Origin of the sequence: Streptomyces sp. 2A115 (assembly GCF_052245575.1) — a bacterium.
Classification (GTDB): domain Bacteria; phylum Actinomycetota; class Actinomycetes; order Streptomycetales; family Streptomycetaceae; genus Streptomyces.
In genome coordinates, this window is sequence record NZ_JBQQCG010000035.1 from 51,601 (window position 1) to 68,609 (window position 17,009).

General features: G+C 70.2%; 16 protein-coding genes. 5 read left to right on the forward strand and 11 right to left on the reverse strand.

Annotated elements, in window-relative coordinates; all coding sequences use genetic code 11:
* Position 1: 1 nt before the first annotated feature.
* From ACTWQR_RS27765 to ACTWQR_RS27805, 9 genes are all read right to left on the reverse strand, one after another.
* Positions 2-358 carry a protocatechuate 3,4-dioxygenase gene (locus ACTWQR_RS27765; protein ID WP_443229898.1) on the reverse strand — a complete coding sequence of 119 codons (357 nt, stop codon included), beginning with the start codon at positions 356-358 and terminating at the stop codon, positions 2-4.
* A 42-nt stretch (positions 359-400) separates the two neighbouring features.
* Positions 401-1,171, reverse strand: a complete 771-nt coding sequence (locus ACTWQR_RS27770; RefSeq protein ID WP_443229899.1) for an SDR family NAD(P)-dependent oxidoreductase — start codon at positions 1,169-1,171, stop codon at positions 401-403.
* The gene (locus tag ACTWQR_RS27775) at positions 1,168-1,449 is read right to left on the reverse strand and encodes a muconolactone Delta-isomerase family protein (protein WP_398400868.1); all 282 of its coding nucleotides are present in this window, start codon (positions 1,447-1,449) and stop codon (positions 1,168-1,170) included. Before ACTWQR_RS27775 ends, ACTWQR_RS27770 begins: the two co-directional genes overlap by 4 nt.
* 23 nt (positions 1,450-1,472) lie before the next feature.
* On the reverse strand, positions 1,473-2,180 hold the full coding sequence (locus ACTWQR_RS27780; RefSeq protein WP_443229900.1) for an alpha/beta hydrolase: 708 nt from the start codon (positions 2,178-2,180) through the stop codon (positions 1,473-1,475).
* Positions 2,177-3,229, reverse strand: coding sequence for a Rieske 2Fe-2S domain-containing protein (locus tag ACTWQR_RS27785; RefSeq protein WP_443229901.1), 1,053 nt, complete (start codon positions 3,227-3,229; stop codon positions 2,177-2,179). Before ACTWQR_RS27785 ends, ACTWQR_RS27780 begins: the two co-directional genes overlap by 4 nt.
* Positions 3,230-3,312: 83 nt before the next feature.
* Entirely contained in the window at positions 3,313-4,362 is a 1,050-nt protein-coding gene (locus tag ACTWQR_RS27790) for a PDR/VanB family oxidoreductase (protein WP_443229902.1), read from the reverse strand.
* A gap of 164 nt (positions 4,363-4,526) precedes the next feature.
* On the reverse strand, positions 4,527-4,847 hold the full coding sequence (locus ACTWQR_RS27795; RefSeq protein WP_443229903.1) for a hypothetical protein: 321 nt from the start codon (positions 4,845-4,847) through the stop codon (positions 4,527-4,529).
* On the reverse strand, positions 4,844-5,593 hold the full coding sequence (locus ACTWQR_RS27800) for a PIG-L deacetylase family protein (protein ID WP_443229904.1): 750 nt from the start codon (positions 5,591-5,593) through the stop codon (positions 4,844-4,846). The genes ACTWQR_RS27795 and ACTWQR_RS27800 overlap by 4 nt, the downstream gene beginning before the upstream one ends.
* Before the next feature lie 45 nt (positions 5,594-5,638).
* Positions 5,639-7,276 (reverse strand): AMP-binding protein, encoded by a 1,638-nt coding sequence (locus tag ACTWQR_RS27805; protein ID WP_443229905.1) that lies wholly within the window; start codon positions 7,274-7,276, stop codon positions 5,639-5,641.
* A 395-nt stretch (positions 7,277-7,671) separates the two neighbouring features.
* Between ACTWQR_RS27805 and ACTWQR_RS27810 the strand changes: the two genes are divergently transcribed.
* The 3 genes from ACTWQR_RS27810 (at position 7,672) to ACTWQR_RS27820 (ending at position 11,069) form a co-directional block, all read left to right on the forward strand.
* On the forward strand, positions 7,672-9,348 hold the full coding sequence (locus ACTWQR_RS27810) for an ATP-binding protein (protein ID WP_443229906.1): 1,677 nt from the start codon (positions 7,672-7,674) through the stop codon (positions 9,346-9,348).
* A complete protein-coding gene (locus ACTWQR_RS27815; RefSeq protein WP_443229907.1) occupies positions 9,342-9,983 on the forward strand; it encodes a response regulator in 642 nt (213 codons plus the stop codon). Before ACTWQR_RS27810 ends, ACTWQR_RS27815 begins: the two co-directional genes overlap by 7 nt.
* A gap of 174 nt (positions 9,984-10,157) precedes the next feature.
* Entirely contained in the window at positions 10,158-11,069 is a 912-nt protein-coding gene (locus ACTWQR_RS27820; protein WP_443229908.1) for an SDR family NAD(P)-dependent oxidoreductase, read from the forward strand.
* 58 nt (positions 11,070-11,127) lie between these two features.
* Here the strand turns inward: ACTWQR_RS27820 and ACTWQR_RS27825 are convergent, their stop codons facing one another.
* The gene (locus tag ACTWQR_RS27825; protein ID WP_443229909.1) at positions 11,128-11,919 is read right to left on the reverse strand and encodes an IclR family transcriptional regulator domain-containing protein; all 792 of its coding nucleotides are present in this window, start codon (positions 11,917-11,919) and stop codon (positions 11,128-11,130) included.
* A 255-nt stretch (positions 11,920-12,174) separates the two neighbouring features.
* Between ACTWQR_RS27825 and ACTWQR_RS27830 the strand changes: the two genes are divergently transcribed.
* Positions 12,175-13,656 carry an aldehyde dehydrogenase family protein gene (locus ACTWQR_RS27830; RefSeq protein WP_443229910.1) on the forward strand — a complete coding sequence of 494 codons (1,482 nt, stop codon included), beginning with the start codon at positions 12,175-12,177 and terminating at the stop codon, positions 13,654-13,656.
* An 87-nt stretch (positions 13,657-13,743) separates the two neighbouring features.
* On the opposite strand, the gene ACTWQR_RS27835 is transcribed toward ACTWQR_RS27830, so the two are convergent.
* Positions 13,744-14,697, reverse strand: a complete 954-nt coding sequence (locus tag ACTWQR_RS27835; protein ID WP_443229911.1) for a superoxide dismutase — start codon at positions 14,695-14,697, stop codon at positions 13,744-13,746.
* 367 nt (positions 14,698-15,064) lie between these two features.
* On the opposite strand from ACTWQR_RS27835, the gene ACTWQR_RS27840 reads away from it, so the two are divergent.
* Complete coding sequence (locus ACTWQR_RS27840) at positions 15,065-16,525, forward strand: aldehyde dehydrogenase family protein (RefSeq protein ID WP_443229912.1); 1,461 nt, start codon at positions 15,065-15,067, stop codon at positions 16,523-16,525.
* Positions 16,526-17,009: the final 484 nt, after the last annotated feature.

Genomic DNA, 17,009 nt, shown 5'->3' on the forward strand with positions numbered 1-17,009 from the left:
CTCAGCCAAAGTTCCGCCCTCCCGCTTTCAACGTGTCCGCGAACTCCTCGGTGGTCATGCCGGTGAACACCCCGCCGAGGTACTGCATGGACTTCTGGTCGAGCACGGCGAGCTTGAAGACGTAGAAGATGGAGCCGCCCAGCTCCATCATTTGCGTCCAGTCCCGTCTCAGGACGGCGTCTCGCTGCTGTGCGTCAAGCCCGTACGCATGGCAGTACACGGCTTCGTCGGCCTTGAACCGCGCGCGGTTCTCGGCGTCCTTCAGGGATCCGCACAGCCGGTTCAGGGCTCGGCCGCGGCGGCTCTCGGCGGCGTCGAAGACGTAGGTGCCGGGGACCTGGGGTGTGGTGCTGGACATCCCGTTCCTCTCCCTTCCCTTTCCCTTGTTCTGCCGCGCCGGTCAGTGAAGGAGGCCCCCGCCGTCGCAGACGAAGGTCTGGCCGGTGACCATCGCCGCGTCCGGCGAGGCGAGATAGGAGACGAGCCCCGCGAAGTGCTCCGGGGTGACGAACTCCTTGATCGCCTGCCGGCGCATGGTCGCGGTGAACACCTCGTTGTCGGAGTGCGCCCTGGTGCCAGGGGTCGCGACCTGCCCGGGCGCCGCCGCGTTGACCGTGATCCCGTACTCGCCCAGTTCGAGCGCCATGACCCGGGTCATGCCGATGAGCGCGCCCTTGCTGGCCACGTAGGCGATCTGGCCTGTCGAACCCGTGAAGAAGGTGCGGGAGGCGACATTGATGATCCGGCCGCGGAGCGGACTCTTGCGCAGCCAGGGTGCGCACGCCTGGACCATGAGCAGTGGGCCGACGGCGTTGACGTCGAAGAAGCGGTGCAGTTCCTGCGGGGTCGTCTCCAGCAGACCGGCCCGGCCGGACAGCAGGCCTGCGTTGTTGACCAGTACGTCGATACCGCCGCCGTGGGCCCCTGCGATCTCGTCCACTGTGTGGCGGGTCGCGGCCGGGTCGCTGACATCGCAGCGCCAACTCCGCACTCCGGCAAGGCCGTTCGTGCCGTCCGGTGCGTCTGGTCCGTCCCGTTCCGGTTCGGCGATGTCCAGTGCGGCGACGGTGAATCCGTCCGCGGCCAGTCTGCGGGCGATGGCGAGTCCGAGGCCGCCGGCGGCGCCCGTGACCACCGCGACCCGTGGCCCGGTGCCGTCCGGGCCGGTCATGGCGCCTTCTCCTGCGGGTGGGTGGCGAGCGCTTCCACGGTGATGTCCATCCACTTCCACATCGGCAGCGAGACCAGGGCGTCGTGCAGCTCCGCCGGATCGGCCGCCTCGTACAGGCCGATGGTGGCGTTGCGCCCCGGGACCCGCCACAGCCGCTTGAGGATTCCTGCCTCGCGGAGCTGCATGGCCCGTTCCCGCTCGCCCTTGCGCAGGGCCTCGCGGACGTCGTCGGGGGTGTCCGGGGGCAGTGTGTTCTCGGTGCGGACGAGGAATTCCATACGGCGTCCTCTCAACGGTCGGGTCACCCTGCCGCGATCCGCAGCAGCAGTTCGGCCAGTTCGACGGGGGCCGTGACCATGGCCTCGTGCCCCGTGGCGATCTCGTGGACCGGCCACCCGCGGGCGGTGGCCCGTTCGGCGTGCGGGGTGAACACCCGCATCCAGTCGGTGCATTCGATGAAGGCACCGGGAACCTGGTCCGCCTTGCCGGTGAGCCGCAGTGGCTCGGTGTAGGTCAGCCACGGGTGCGGAGTCAGCCGGGGGCCGAGCCAGTCGAGGTCCGACTGCTCCTCGACTCCGAGCACGCTCAGCGAGCGCACCGGAATCAGCCAGCCGAAGCCGGGTCCGGACACGGACTCCCGGTAGTGCCCGGCGATACGGGCGGGGAGCAGATCGATCGCCGCGTCGCCGTCGTCGCCGACGAAGGCGTCGAGGTGCACCCGCTTCGCCAACCGCTCCGGGATCCGGTCCGCGACCCCGGTGACGACCTGGCCGGCGTAACTGTGCCCGACCAGTACGACGTCCCGGGCATCGTGGGCCTCGATCAGCGACACGACGTCCTGGACGTGCGTGCCGAGCCCGACCTGCGGACCGAGCAGATGGGCACGGTCGCTCACCCCGGTCAGCGTGGGGGAGTGCACCTCGTGTCCGGCCGCCCGCAGTAGCGGTGTCACGCGCTGCCACACCCAGCCGCCGTGCCAGGCTCCGTGGAGCAGGACGAAGACGCTCATACGGACTCCCTGGTGCGCTGTGTGCGGTCGCCCTGCTGTTCACGCTGTTCGCGGGCGAGCATCTTCATCAGCGCGCGGCGACCCCGGAGCGCGGCGAGGTCGGACTTGATACTGGACTCGGCGGTGCCGCCCGGGTCGGTGGCGTACATCAACTCCTGTGCCTCCAGAGCGTCGACGTCCTCCTGCATCACGGCGAGCTGCTGCTCGTGCTGGAACGTCGTCAACTCCTCGTCGTCGATGAGGTAGTCGCGGCCCAGGGCGTAGAAGTCGTGCGTCTCGTTGCCGCGCGCGGGCGTCATCCCGTACATCACCCGCATGTGGAAGCCCTCCGGTTCCTCGGTGCCGGTGGCCGCCACGCGGATGTGGAGGATGAAGACGCCCGGGGGGTGGAACTCGCCGTCCTGCCAGCGGTCCACCGGCGAGGTCAGGCCGCAGGACTTCTCGTAGAAGGGAGGAGCCTCGATGCCGACCATGCGACGGCTGAAACCGACCCGGTCGCCGTCCACGGTCACGTCGATCGGGGTGGCGGCGACGGCGGCGTTGCCGATGCTCGTCGGGTGCAGGAACGTCTCGTGGGTGAGGTCGAGCAGGTTCTCCAGGAGTAGCAGGTGCCGGGCCTTGAGCGGAACGACCCCGTGCACATGGGTCCACTGCGGATCGTTCAGCCACGACGTGTCGGGCAGCAGGCTCTCGTCGGCCAGCTCCGGGTCGCCGGGCCAGATCCATATGACTCCGTCCCGCTCGACCAGCGGGAACCGGCGCAGCGCCGCCTTGGGCCGGTCGGTCTGCTCGGCGACCCCGACGCACACGCCCCGGCCGTCGAAGCGGTAGCCGTGGTAGTCGCACTGGAGCGTGCCCTCCTCGTCCAAGTGACCCAGCGACAAGGGGTACTTGCGGTGGGGGCAGCGGTCTTCGACGGCGGTGACGGTCTGGTCGGGCAGCCGGTAGAAGCAGACCGGCATGTCAGTGATCCAGCGCTGCTTGAGCGTCCGGCCGATTTCGTCGGACCAGGCTCCCAAGTACCAGCCGTTGCGCACGTGTTGGGACATGGCAGCAGCTCCTTTCTTCATGAGGTCGCTTCTCATGAGGTCTCTTCATGTCTCATGGGGTCTCGTCATGCGGGTACGGAGAGTCAGAGGTCCAGGACGAGACGTCCGCCGCGCGCACGGGAGACGCAGATCAGCATCGTGTCGCCCGCGGCCCGCTCCTCCTCGGTGAGCAGGGAGTCGCGGTGGTCGACCTCGCCCTCGATGACAGCGGTCTCACAGGAACCGCAGATGCCTTCCTCGCAGGAGGACAGAACCGAAACGCCCGCCTCCTCCACGGCCTTGAGGACCGACAGCTCCGGCGGAACGGTCAGCGTCACCCCCGATGCCCGCAGCTCGACTTCGATCGATGGTTCGTTCTCTTCGCCGACGGGCCGCTGCCCGGTCACCGCGGCGAACCGCTCCACGTTCAGGGACCCCGTCGGCCACTTCGCGCAGCGTGCCTCGACCGCGTCGATCAGCCCTGCCGGGCCGCAGCAGTAGACAAGGGCGGAAGGATCGGGATCGCCGAGGAAGCCGGCGAGATCGGGCAGACCGTGCTGGTCCTGCGGCCGTACGTCGACGCGTTCGCCGTACGGCTCCAGTTCGGCCAGGAACGCCATGGACGCGTGCGTCCGGCCGCCGTAGAGCAGTGCCCAGTCGGCCCCCGCCGCCTCGGCCTCGGCGATCATCGGGAGCAGCGGGGTGATGCCGATGCCGCCGCCGATGAAGAGGTAGCGCGCCGCGGGCCGCAGCGGGAAGTTGTTGCGCGGACCGCGCACCCGGAGTTCTGTGCCCGCGTGGACGTTGTCGTGGATCCACTGCGATCCGCCGCGTCCGTCGGGCTCCCGCAACACCGCGATGCGCCAACGTGAGGTGTGTCCCGCCGGCCCGCAGAGCGAGTACTGCCGGGTGATGCCCGTGGGCAGGACGACGTCGATGTGCGCTCCCGGCTGCCAGGCCGGCAGAGGTTCCCCTTCACCTCCCCCCTCCCCTTCGCCGGAGCGCGGCCCGAGTTCGAGTGACACGACTCCGTCCGCCACGTTCCGCCGGGACAGCACGACGAGGGTGCCGTCGAATCCGACCTCGTGCCGCGAGGCGGTTCCGGCTTCGGTGGTGGTGAGCGTGTCCAGGACAGCGGCTGACGGGTCCGTCATCGATCATCTCCTCAGCACTGCCGGTCGGATCGTCGCGACCGCGGTCGGCCAGGGGGCACGGGGTACGCGATCGACGCTATGTGCCGTGGAACGCGGGGTCATCGCTCGGATGACCGGAGCCCGGCGGCACATGGTCGTGGCCGGGATACGTCATCCGTCGCGGGTCAGTCGGCCGTGCGGCCCGCGGGGGACTGGTCGAGGTGGATCCGCACCGGACGGCCGGTGCTCCACAGGGCCTCGACCACGGTGTGCAGGTCGCGGGCGTCGACGCGCCACAACGGCTTGCCGTAGCGGGCGTCCTGGGTGACCTCGCCCCGCGACACGGCACCGGCCAACAGGACCTGCCGACCCGGCGTCCCGTCGCCCCCGTCCGGGAAGGCCACGTAGAGGGACGTGTCGCGGAAGGGAACCCAGACGTGGGTCACCCCGGACTGCTCCACGGTGCTCTCCATCGCCTCCGCGCTCTCCGCCGCCTCCGCCGTCATGCCAGGGTCCCCGTCGTCTCCGGGTAGAGCCGTACGTACGCCTCGGCCATGGTCGCGTGCGTCAGGCCCAGATTCGGGCCCGCGTTCCGCTTCAGCTGTACGCCCCGGCGCTTGGCGAGGTCGGTGTAGTAGTCCCACATGTGCTGCTGGGCGGCCAGGCACTCCATCGCCTTGCGCTTCTTGTCGAAGACGGGGGTGATGTCCAGCAGGACGTTCGGTTTGAAGTCGCACTGCTCCGGCTGGTGCGGCTCGAAGAAGAACACCGGGGGAGCGCCGAGGGGTTCACCGGGCGCCTCGTAGCCGATCGCCTGCGCGAGCACGCGTGCCTGGAGCGCCATCCGGGAGGCCGCCGGGTGGTCGCCGTTGTACGGGTCGGCCGGCGGGTGGGTGAGCACGACGGCGGGGTCGATGTCGCGGTAGACCCGGACGATGCGGTCCACCAGCTCCGGGGTCTCGACGAGCGGGTAGTCCCCGGCGTCCAGGAACTCGATCTCCGCGCCCAGCGCCGCGGCGGCACTCGAAGCCTCCGTGCGGCGCAGCTCCTTGATCTCGTCGAGGCCGAGGCCGTCCCGCCAGGCGCGGGCCGACTCCCCGCGCTCGCCGAAGCTCAGGCACAGCACCTTGGCGCGCTGACCGCGTTCGGCGGCCAGCGCGATGGCGCCGCCGGCCCGCCAGACGAAGTCACCGGCGTGGGCGCTGATCACCAGCAGCGACCCTTGGGACGGGCTGGAGGTGTCGGGGGGCATCGGGGCTCCTTGGGGCTTGCGGAAAGAGGGTGTGCTCGGCGACCGTCAGGTTCCGGCCGCGTCGGAGTCCTGAGCCGTCTTCCTGGCCCAGGCGACTTCGAGCTTGCCGGTCGGGGTCCGCGGCAGGGCATCCGTGAGGACGACGGAACGCGGCACCTTGTAGCCGGCGAGGCTCCGCCGGGCCCAGTCGCGCAGGTCCTCGCCGGTGACGGCGGTGCCCGGCGGGACCGCGACGACGGCTGCCACACGCTCGCCCCAGGTCTCGTCGGGGACGCCGACGACGACGCAGTCGGTCACACCGGGATGCGTGAGCAGGACGCTCTCCACCTCCTGGGGGTGCACCTTCTCCCCGCCCGTGTTGATCACGCCGGAACCGCGCCCGAGGAAACGGATCGCGCCGTCGGCCTCGATTCGAGCCAGGTCGCCGGGGATCGCGTACCGGACCCCGTCGATGGTGCGGTACGCCTTCGCGCTCTTGTCGGTGTCCTTGTAGTAGCCGAGCGGCATGGGCCCGCAGTAGGCGAGGACGCCCGTCTCGTCGCTGCCGGGTTCGAGGAAGCGGTCATCGGAGCCGATCACCCGTGTCGCGGGCACGGGGCGAAAACGCGAGGGCAGATCCGCTACCGAGGAGGTGATCGCGAAGGCGAAGGGGCCCCCTTCGCTCGATGCGATGGCTTCGGTGATCGTGACGTCGGCACGTTCGTGCAGCGCTCTCTTGAGGGGATCGCTGAGTGCGGTGCCGGAGCTGATCATCCTGCGCAACGAGCGCAGGTCGTGCGGCGTCCCGGCCTTCTCGGCCCGCAGGAGTTCGTCGACGAGCGGGCGGCACACGGCGTTGCCCGCGATGATCGCCGTGTCCACCTGCTGCTCGGCGATCATGTGCCAGACGTGTTCCGGGTCGAGGCCGCCCGATCGTGCCGTGACCGCCCGGCCGCCCGTCATCAGGGCGCCCATGGTGTTGAACAGCCCGGTGGCGTGCATCAGGGGTACGACGGGCATGGTGGTCGGCGCGCGGCCTTCGTGGCGTGCCTTGACGGCGATGGCCACGGCCTCGTCGAGGCTCGCGGGGAGTTCGGTGACTCCGAGCGGGTGGTAGTACGGGACCACGTGGGCGCGCAGCAGGTCGCTCAGCTGCCAAATGACGCCCTTGGGTTTGCCGGTGGTCCCGCCGGTGTACATGAACAGCTGGTCCGTTCCGGGCCGTCGTTGCGGCTCGCGCGGCGCGTGCGCCGTCAGTAGCTCCTCCAGTTCGGGCACGTCGGGCCCAGCCGGGCCGTCGGCCGGCGGATCACCCGCCCGCACGAGCAGCTTCAGCGTGCGGACGTGTCCGGCGGCGTGCGTGACCCGGTCGGCCAGGGCGCCGCTGAAGACGAGCGCGACGGCGTCGGCGTCGGTGAGGAGTTCGGAGAGCTCCTCACCGGTGTAGCGGTAGTTGGCGTTCACCGGGACGGCGCCGAGTTTGAAGGCGGCGAAGACCGTCTCCAGGTAGGCGGAACCGTTGAACAGGTAGCAGGCCACGGTGTCGCCCTCGCGCACCCCGGCCGCTTCCAGCGCGGCGGCCAGCCGCGACGCGCGCTCGTCGAACTCCCGGTAGGTGGTCTCACGACCGGCCTCGGCGACGGCGACGGCATCGGGCAGCGCACGGGAGACCGCCTCCCAGATCGTGCCGATGGACACGTCCATACCTCAGACCTCCTCGTCCTCGGGGGCTTGGCCGGACCGTGCGGCCGTACGCAGCTCTCGGGTGCCCCGCGGATCCAGCGGGGGAGTACGCCGGATCCACGGGTGCCCTCCTCAAGGTAGACAGCGGGTCTCCTCGCGGGAACGCGCGCAATGACTCAACCGGCCCGGCGCTTCGACCGGGCGGCGGGCAGGTCGAATACCGGGCGATGAACAGGTCGAATGACGTAGACCCGCCCCGAATCCACCGGGCTAGGATGCTCTGGCCGACCGTGGGTCGCCCCCGTCCGCGCACCGGCCGCCCGATCTGCCGACGCCTCGACGTGTCGCCGTCGCACGGCGGTCTTCGGGGCTGGGTTCGTCGCTCGTCAACGATGACGATGATGAGGAGATCGGTCATGTCCGGTTCGCCGCCGCCGCTCGTGGGCTGGGACGATGTCGCCGCCGTCGCACCGGACGGTCTCGCGGTCCTGGACTGCGCGGGCCGCTTCGTCCGGCTGAACCCGGCGGCGGTCGCGCTGTGCGGCGCGGGTGAGGAGACCGACCTGCTCGGCATGTCAGCCCCGTTCGCGCAGGGGGAGGGGGCCGCCACGTGTCAGGTGGGGCTGCTGGAGTACCAGTCGGACGAGCAGGTGGCCCACTGGATGCCCGCCTCCGGAACCCGGCGCGAGTTCGCTTACCGGGCCCGCGGCCTGCCGGCCGACCCGAAGTTCACGATCGTGTCGTTCCGCGACGTGACCGACGAACGGCATCGGCAGCGCAGGATCGCGGCGATAGCCCAGACATCGATCGCACTGGCCGCGGAGGGGTCGCTCGGCTCGACCCTGGACGCCGTGGCCCAGCAGATCGTTCAGGCCGACGGCCTGGCCGGCGCGCAGATCCTCATCCTGGACGGCACGGGCCGGGAACTGCGGCTGATGGGCTCAGCGGGGCTGCGGCACTGGGACGCGTTCCTCGACCGTCTGCTGGAGTGCCAGGACCGGGGCGCCCGGCTGAGCATGCTGGACGCCTTGAGGGAGCGCGAGCCGATCGTCGTCCCTCACCGGTGGTCCCAGATCCTCGCGGACCCGGCCTGGGAACCGCTGCACGCCTACCTCGGTGAGCTGAACTGGGACTCTTTCGTCAGCGTCCCGCTGATGGCCCGCGGCCGTCCCGAAGGCGTGCTGAACGCGTACTTCGCCCCCGGCCAGGAGATCGGCGGCCGGACCCTCGAATTCCTCGCCGCCATGGCGGAGCAGGCCGCCCTTGCCGTCGACTACGCCGCGCTCCTGCAGCGCGAGCGCGAAGGGGCCCGTCGCAACGAACGCCGGCGCCTGGCCCGCGATCTGCACGACTCGATCGTCCAGCAGGTGTTCTCCATCGGCATGCAGGCCAACGCCCTGGGAGTACTGGGTGCGCGCGGCGGACCGGTCCCCGCGGAGGCCGTCCGGGCCTTCGCGGAGGAGATCGGAGCGCTCTCGCAGACCGTTCGCGCCGACCTCCGGGCGATGGTGCACGAACTGCGCCCGTCCTCCTCCACTCGGCTCGGGCTGGAAGACGCGGTCAGCGCGCTCGTCAAGAGCACCGAGAACCGGACGGGTCTCGGCATCCGGCTGCTGTGCGGAAAGGAAGTGACGGATGTCGAACCGGAACGGGCCGAGGACATGTACCGGATCGTCGCGGAGGCCATCCACAACGTGGTCAAGCACGCTGAGGCCACCACTGTCACCATCCGCCTCGGTGTACGCGACCACACACTGACCGCGAGCGTCCGCGACGACGGTCGCGGACTGCCGGAACCCGGCGAGCGAGGGACCCCGCCGGACGGGGAGGGCGGGGAGGGCGGCCGAACGGCCGGTACTGCCTGGGACCACGGCTACGGCTACGGACTGACGACCATGCGGGAGAGGGCGGAGCGATGGGGCGGCACCATGAGGATCAGATCCCGCGCGAAGAGCGGTACGACCGTGCGGATCGTCATTCCCCTCCCCGTACGGGTGCCGGAGCCGCCTCCCACGGCCTCCGACGGTTCCCGGAGCGACCCACCGGCGGTGCCGCTCAGGAAGGCGCCGGGCCCCGCGCCATCCGAGTGCTGATCGTCGACGACCATGCCGTCGTACGCCGCGGAATCCGCGCCTATCTCGAGGTCCTGGACGACATGGAGGTGGCCGCGGAAGCCGCGGACGGGCAGGAGGCGCTCACCAGGCTGGACTCGATGGCAGGACATCGGGAACTTCCGGACGTGGTGCTGATCGACCTGCTGATGCCGAAGCTGGACGGTGTGACGGCGATCGGGATGATCAAGGAGCGCCACCCGGAGGTCGGGGTCGTGGTGCTGACCAGTTTCGGCGAGATGGAACGCGTCCACGCCGCGCTGGAGCAGGGCGCCGCCGGCTACCTGCTCAAGGACGCCGAAGCGGGCGAAGTGGTCGCCGCGATCCGCGCGGCCGCCTGCGGCGAGGTCTTCCTCGACCCCGCGGTTGCCAGGGGACTCACCCGGGAGATCGTCTCTCCGCCGACCGGCCTCGCCTCGCTCACCGGCCGGGAACGCGATGTCCTCGTCCTTGTCGCCGAAGGGCGGTCGAATCAGCAGATCGCCGACGAACTGGTGATCAGCGAGCGCACCGCCCGCACACACGTGAGCAACGTGCTGCGCAAACTCCGGCTCACGTCACGGACCCAGGCCGCATTGCTCGCCGTACGGCAGGGACTGGTGCCGCCGCGCGGCTGACTGCCGTGGCGGGTCGTGTCATGGGGGGCGATCGCCGTGCCGACCGCGACGGATGTCCCGGACCGGCCGGGACACAGGTCGACGGCAGGTGCCGTCATCGGCGGGATCCCTGCGGACCCTGGCATTCCTACGCTCAGGGAGTCGCTGTACCGGCTCCCAGCTCAGGAGGACATCATGCTCGACGGCCGAGTCGCCATTGTGACGGGTGCGGGCCGAGGCCTGGGACGGGCCTATGCACGCGCACTGGGGGCGGCGGGCGCCGCCGTTGTCGTGAACGACCTGGACGCCGAGGTGGCCGAGGAGGTGGCCGGCGCGATCACGGGCGCGGGCGGAGCGGCAGTCGCCCATGTCGGCGCGGTCGGCGGTTCCGAGTTCGCCGACGCGTTGGTGCGGCGCGCGGTCGACGAGTTCGGCCGCCTCGACGTGATGATCAGCAACGCCGGCGCGCTGCGCGACAGGACCCTGCGCAACACCACCGACGACGACTTCGACCTCGTCGTCACCAGCCACCTGCGCGGTACGTTCACCTGCGGCCGTGCCGCGGCGGCCCGCTTCCGCGAACAGGGCGAGGGCGGCCGGCTCATCCTGGTGGGATCGCCCGCGGGACAGCGCGCCAGCTTCGGCCAGACCGCGTACTCGGCCTCCAAGGGGGCGATCGTCGCGATGACACGTACCTGGGCCATCGAGCTCGCGAAGATCGACGTCACCGTCAACGCGATCGTGCCGACCGCGCTGACCCGCATGGTCGCGACCATCCCCACTCTCGGGGACCTGGTCGCCAAGGTCGACGCGGGGGAGCCGGTTCCCGAGGCGGCCCGGCGACAGGGCCTGGGATCGCCGGACGATGTCGCACCGGTGATCGTGTACCTGGCGTCGAAGGAGTCGGCCCACGTCACCGGACAGGCCATCGCGGCCGGGGGCGACCGGATCGCTCTGTGGACGCACCCCGGCGAAGTCGAGGAGCGGTTCCGGCCGGGCGGCTGGACCACCGAGTCGGTCGGTGAGCTGTTCGCCGGTGCCTATGCGGACCGGCTGCAGGAATTCAGGCCCACGCCGCTCGATCTCGAAGCCATCGAGCATGCGTGACGGCCCTCGTGCATGCGTGGCGCGGGCCGGCCGGGTGTCTGTTTGCGGGTCGGTCGTCTCAGGTGTGCGGTACCGCGGAGGTGCGGGCGAAGTCCGCGCTGATGTCTCCGGCGGATTGCAGCAGCAGCGGCAGGTGTGCCTCGATGAGCCGCTCGACCGATGTCTCGGCCGCGTGGCAGTTGACGTTGAGGGCCGCGATGACCCGGCCGGAGCCGTCCCGCAACGGGGCCGCAACCGACCGGATGCCGAGCGCCAACTGTTCATCGGTCAGGGCCCATCCGCGGGCCCGCACCTCCCGCAGGACCGTGTCGCATTCCTCCCGGTCGGGCTGCCGGCGCGGCGTCACCCCCGAGCGCGAAGGTTCGGCGAGCACCCGCGCCAGTTCATCGGCCGACAGAGCCGCGAGCAGCACTTTGCCCAAGGAGGTCTGCAAGGCCGGGAAACGCGTTCCGATCCGCACCGACAGGGTCACCAGCTTGGGGACGGCCACCCGGGCGACGTAGATGATGTCCGATCCGTCCAGTTGGGCCACGGAGCACGACTCGTTGGTCCGCTCCACCAGCCGTTCCATATGGGGCCGCGCAATGTCCCACAAACCCATGGACTGCACGTAGGCGACCCCGAGTTCGAGCACCTTCGGGGTCAGTGCGAACCCCGTCTCGCCCGAGCGGACATAGCCGAGTTCCTCGAGGGTGAGCAGGATCCGGCGGGCGGTCGGCCTGGCGAGTCCGGTCGCGCCGGCCACCTGGGACAGCGACATCTGGGGCTGCCCGGGCCGGAACGCGGCGATGACCTCCAGACCCCGGGCCAGCGCCTCGATGAAGTCCGGTCCTGCTCCCGGGCGTGGCACGTGACTCCTCCGCTGCGGTCCGGCTGCGGTACCGGCCTCAGCCTAGCGGGCGTCCGTGATGCGGACAGGGCGGTCTTACTGGGCTTCTCGCGGCCGAGGTGTTGACGCGTCCGTGCGCGCGAGGTGACTCTGACTTCCTCTGTCCGTCATGCGGATATCTGTCCGTTGATCATGACTCAGTGAACGTTCCACGTGCACTCGGCGTTCTGTGCACGGTTCTCAGCCCTTCTTCCACTTGATCGCTTGGAGAGCCGCATGTCCGAGAAACTCGAAACAGAACCATCGGAGAGCCGGGCGGAGACCGTTCGGACCGGACTGTTCATCGACGGCAAGACCGTCGAGACCGACAACTGGGCAGCCGTCCACGACCCGGCCGCCCCCGACCGGATCGTCGGCCATGCCGCCGCGGCGACCTCCGACCAGGCCCGCTCGGCGGTGGCGGCCGCGGACGCGGCGTTCCCCGGCTGGGCCGCGACGCCCGCCCGCCGGCGAGCGGAGATCATCGGCCAGGCGCTCACCCTGCTCGACGACAGCGCGGCCGAGCGTGCGGCGCTGATGACCCGCGAGAACGGCAAGATCGCCTTCGAGAGCCAGATCGAGATGGGGGTCTTCGTCGCGCGGACCCGGGCGGCGATGGAACTGGTCGACTCCCTCGACCAGGTACGGCGCCTCGACGGCCCGCCGCTGACCTCGCACATCCACCGGCTGCCCATGGGCGTCGTCACCATCATCGTGCCGTTCAACTGGCCGATCGCGATCCTCGGCGCGAGCCTGCCGTACGCCCTGCTGGCCGGGAACACCGTCGTGGTCAAGCCGCCGCCCACCGTGCCGCTGGCCATGGTCCGCACCCTGGAACTCTTCGCCGCGGGACTCCCCGCCGGAGTGCTGAACGTCGTGACCGGCACGAACGAAGCGGTCGCCCCCCTGCTCACCGATCCCCGAGTCCGGAAGATCGTGTTCACCGGCAGCACGGCCGCCGGCAAGCACATCATGGCCGCCGCCGCACAGAACCTGGCTGCGGTGACGCTCGAACTCGGCGGCAACGACCCCGCGATCGTCCTGGACGACGCCGACCTCGACCAGGAGCACATCGGACGGCTCGTCCAGGGCGTGTTCCTGACGAGCGGCCAGGTCTGCATGGCGGTAAAGCGGCTGTACGTCCACCGGTCCCGCTACGACGAACTCGTCGACGCGCTCGCCGCCGCCCTCGCCACTCAGCACGTGGGCCCTGGCGCCGATCCCGCCTCGACCATGGGCCCGCTCAACAGCGCCGCCCAGCGCGACAAGGTCGCCGCCATGCTGGCCGAGGCGGCCGACGCCGGAGCCGAGATCCGTGAACTGGGCACCCTGGCCCCCGGCGCCGTCTCCGCCGGAGGGCACTTCCTGCGCCCCGCACTCGTCGTCGATCCCGATCCCGGCCTGCGGATCGTCACCGAGGAGCAGTTCGGCCCCGCTCTGCCGATCCTGCCCTTCGACGACGTCGATTCCGTACTGGACCAGGTCAACAATGACTGGTCGGGGCTGTGCTCCTCGGTCTGGAGCGCCGACCCCGCCCGCGCGGCCGCCTTGGCGGAGAGGCTGCGGACCGGCACCACCTGGATCAATCACGCCAACGCCGTCGCGTGCGACGACCGGGCCCCCTTCGGTGGCTTCCGCCAGAGCGGCATCGGACGCGAAATGGGCCCGGAGGGCCTGCTCTCCTTCACCGAACCGCACACCATCACGGTGCACGGATAGCGGCACGCATGGCTGGGTCCCGGCCCGCGGAAGCGGACCGGGACCCAGCCATTACCTCTGGCCGTACGTCACGCGAGCAGCCGTACGTCACACCAGGGGCACGGACACCGCGTTGTAGGGCGTGTTCTCATCCCGGTCCGGGGTGGTGAAGCGCGAGTTGGGAAGGTACAGGCGGCCCTGGTAGGCGGCGGCCGTGGTGGGCAGGTCGAAGCGGTCGTCCCTGATCACGTCGATCGCGGTGCCCCGCGATCCCGACCGGTTGAGCCGGATCACGTCGACCTGGTTGGAGTTCGGCTGGACGACGTAGAGCGTGCGGCCGATGAGTACCAGTCCGTCGCCACTGGGCAGTGTGGTGTCACCCAGGTCGACCTTGCGGGCTACGCCGGTGCGGGGGTTGACACGCATCAGCGAGCCCCCGTCCACGGCCGCGTTGGTGACGAGCAGAGCGCTGCCGTCGGAGGTGGGCGCTATGCCGTTGGAGGTGAAACCGGACTGTACCCAGTCACCGCTCAACGCGAGGGTCTCCGGCCGGCCGAGGCGCCCGTTCTTGCCCAGCGGCAACTTGTAGAGCCGTGCGCCGAAGGATTCGGTGAACCAGGCGGCGTCGTGGGTGAGCACCACGTCGTTGACGAAACTGTCCTGCCCGCCGACCGCGTGGGCAGCGATCAGCGCACCGCTGTGGGCGTCGACGACGCGCAGTTCACCGCTGCTGCCACCCGCCAGGAACAGCCGCCCCCGAGCGTCCGCCTTCAGCCCGACCGTCTGACGCCCCAGGCCTTCGTGGACCACCCTGCCCCGGCCGCTTGCCAGGTCCACCCGGTAGACGCCGCCGGTGGCGATCGATCCGAAGTAGGCGTACGGCCCGAAGCCGATCGCGACACCTTCCGGCCCCCATCCGTTGGGCAACGGGAACTCCGCAGGCCAAGGTATGGCGCTGCGCGGGGAGGCCGGGGAGGCCTGTGCCGTACCGCCGACCAGGGCTGTCGCCCCGAGCGCTGTGCCGGCGCCGAGAAGCTGCCTGCGTGAGAGAGAACGGGTCATGGAACTTCCTTCCTCGGAAATCGCTGTGCGCCGGTTCCACTTGGCGCCCGCGCTCAATTATTTAGAGTTCAAGAACATCGCCCCAGCGACGAATGTCCTGACTCTCCTCGCCGGGCCGGAGGACAGCGGACTCCCCGGAGACGGGAAGCAGGCGAAGGCGCGGCAGCCACCCGACGACCGACTGGGACCCGGAGGCCTGAATGTCGTGACCGGTGTACGTCATCCGTCCCCACTTCGCCCGATCGCCTCCCGCCCCCTGTGCCCGGCGGAGGATGCCCGTCATCATCCGAAAACCCGCCGGTCGCAGTGGCGCGATCGGTGTCGGCACGGAGGCGGCCGCGAGCCGCACCGAGAAGGCGAGCGGATCATGAACGTGCAGCGGCCGCACATCGAACCCGGCAGGCTGTTCATCGGCGGAGCATGGCGGGACGCGGAGTCGAAGGAACGGCGCGATGTCGTCGACCCGTCCACCGGCAGAGTTGTCACCTCGGTCGCGGAGGCAGACGGCGCCGATCTCCATGCCGCGGTGGCCGCCGCTCGCGAGGCCTTCGACGAAGGACCCTGGCGCCGGACCCCGGCCCGCGAGCGCGCCCGCGTGCTGCATCGGGTGGCCGCCCTCGTACGTGAGCGGGGCGACGAGATCGCCGCGGTGGAGAGCCTCGACGTCGGCAAGCCCATCTCGTTCAGCCGGGGCGTGGACGTGGAGACCGTGGCCGAGACGTACGAGTACTACGCCGCGTTGGCGCAGACTCTTGACGGAACGACCCGGCAGATCCCGATCCCCTCGCACGCCTACACCCGCCGGGAACCCATCGGTGTCGTGGGGGCGATCACCCCGTTCAACTTCCCGCTGATCCTGAGCACGTCGAAGTTCGCCCCCGCGCTGGCGGCCGGCAACACCCTTGTCCACAAACCGGCCGACGAGACTCCGCTCAGCGCGCTGCTGATGGCAGAGATCCTCTCCGACGCCGGAGTCCCCGCAGGGGTCGTGAACGTCATCACCGGAAGTGGTCCCGTGCTCGGCGAGGCGCTGGTGCGTCACCCCGGCGTCGACAAGATCGCCTTCACCGGGTCGACGAGAGTCGGCCGCCTGGCGGCGAGCACGGCCGGTGAACTGCTCAAGCCCGTGACCATGGAGCTGGGCGGCAACGCGCCGCACATCGTCTTCGAGGATGTCGACGTGGCGAAGGCGATCGGCACGATCATCAAGGGCTTCGTCTTCAACACCGGCCAGTTCTGCATGGGCGGGCCCCGGCTGCTCGTCCACCGGACCCTGCACGACGCGGTGCTCGGGATCCTCGCCGACGCGGTTGCGGGGGTCCCTGTCGGCGACCCCTTCGACCCGGCCACCGTCGTCGGGCCGATGGCCGGCGAGCGGCACGTCGAGAACGTCGAGAGATACGTGAAATCCGCTGTCGAGGACGGCGGCCGAATCGTCGTCGGCGGAGAGCGACTGCACCTCAACGGCGGCTATTACTACCATCCCACCGTCATCGCCGGCCTGGACAACGACGCCCGCACCGTCCAGGAGGAGATCTTCGGCCCGGTTCTGACCGTCCAGTCCTTCGACACCGAGGAAGAGGCCATCGCCCTCGCGAACAGCACACCGTACGGGCTGGCCGCCGGGTTGCAGACCTCAGACGTGGCCCGCGCCCACCGCGTTGCCGCGCGACTCGACGCCGGCATCGTCTGGGTCAACGACTGGGCCATGCTGGATCCCGCGATGCCCTTCGGCGGCGTCAAACAGTCGGGCCACGGACGCGAATCCGGCCCGGAAGCGCTGGAGGCGTACACAAGGACGAAGTCCGTCATCGTCTCCCTCGCATGAACAGGTCCGGCGCCCGCCGCGGCCGTTAACCGACCTTCCGGCTCCGCGGAATGGGGGAGCTCTGCGCGGATCCGGCATGTGTTTCGCGACCTGACCTGCGACCACTTGGTGGAGCGACGCGCCTGGGGCCCTATTGATCCGAAACGGTAGGTGTTCAGGGTCGTTGATCGCGCTGCTCGTCGATGCTCTTGGAGTAGTACAACTCGTGCATATAGCCGTGGTGGCCGAGTTCGTGGCTCCGCTCGACGATGCTCCCCGTACGGTCCGGCCAGATCTCGGCGGTCCACCCGGGACGAAGAACGTCGCCGGTATCCGGTACTCGTCGAGGAGGTCCAGAATGCGTGGCACGCCGCGGACGGGGCCGTACGCCCCGAGGGAGAACAACCGAGGCGCGCGCCAGATGTCGTCCGTGTAGTCGGCCGGCAGCGCGGTGCCGTCGACGTCGAAGCTCAGCATGACGTCGCGCCGGGCGCCGTTCGGCTGC

Excerpts from the sequence above, each read along its gene's own strand:
- ACTWQR_RS27765 (WP_443229898.1), bottom strand. The coding sequence starts at position 358 with ATGTCCAGCACCACACCCCAGGTCCCCGGCACCTACGTCTTCGACGCC.
- ACTWQR_RS27770 (WP_443229899.1), bottom strand. The coding sequence starts at position 1,171 with ATGACCGGCCCGGACGGCACCGGGCCACGGGTCGCGGTGGTCACGGGC.
- ACTWQR_RS27775 (WP_398400868.1), bottom strand. The coding sequence starts at position 1,449 with ATGGAATTCCTCGTCCGCACCGAGAACACACTGCCCCCGGACACCCCC.
- ACTWQR_RS27780 (WP_443229900.1), bottom strand. The coding sequence starts at position 2,180 with ATGAGCGTCTTCGTCCTGCTCCACGGAGCCTGGCACGGCGGCTGGGTG.
- ACTWQR_RS27785 (WP_443229901.1), bottom strand. The coding sequence starts at position 3,229 with ATGTCCCAACACGTGCGCAACGGCTGGTACTTGGGAGCCTGGTCCGAC.
- ACTWQR_RS27790 (WP_443229902.1), bottom strand. The coding sequence starts at position 4,362 with ATGACGGACCCGTCAGCCGCTGTCCTGGACACGCTCACCACCACCGAA.
- ACTWQR_RS27795 (WP_443229903.1), bottom strand. The coding sequence starts at position 4,847 with ATGACGGCGGAGGCGGCGGAGAGCGCGGAGGCGATGGAGAGCACCGTG.
- ACTWQR_RS27800 (WP_443229904.1), bottom strand. The coding sequence starts at position 5,593 with ATGCCCCCCGACACCTCCAGCCCGTCCCAAGGGTCGCTGCTGGTGATC.
- ACTWQR_RS27805 (WP_443229905.1), bottom strand. The coding sequence starts at position 7,276 with ATGGACGTGTCCATCGGCACGATCTGGGAGGCGGTCTCCCGTGCGCTG.
- ACTWQR_RS27810 (WP_443229906.1), top strand. The coding sequence starts at position 7,672 with ATGTCCGGTTCGCCGCCGCCGCTCGTGGGCTGGGACGATGTCGCCGCC.
- ACTWQR_RS27820 (WP_443229908.1), top strand. The coding sequence starts at position 10,158 with ATGCTCGACGGCCGAGTCGCCATTGTGACGGGTGCGGGCCGAGGCCTG.
- ACTWQR_RS27830 (WP_443229910.1), top strand. The coding sequence starts at position 12,175 with ATGTCCGAGAAACTCGAAACAGAACCATCGGAGAGCCGGGCGGAGACC.
- ACTWQR_RS27835 (WP_443229911.1), bottom strand. The coding sequence starts at position 14,697 with ATGACCCGTTCTCTCTCACGCAGGCAGCTTCTCGGCGCCGGCACAGCG.
- ACTWQR_RS27840 (WP_443229912.1), top strand. The coding sequence starts at position 15,065 with ATGAACGTGCAGCGGCCGCACATCGAACCCGGCAGGCTGTTCATCGGC.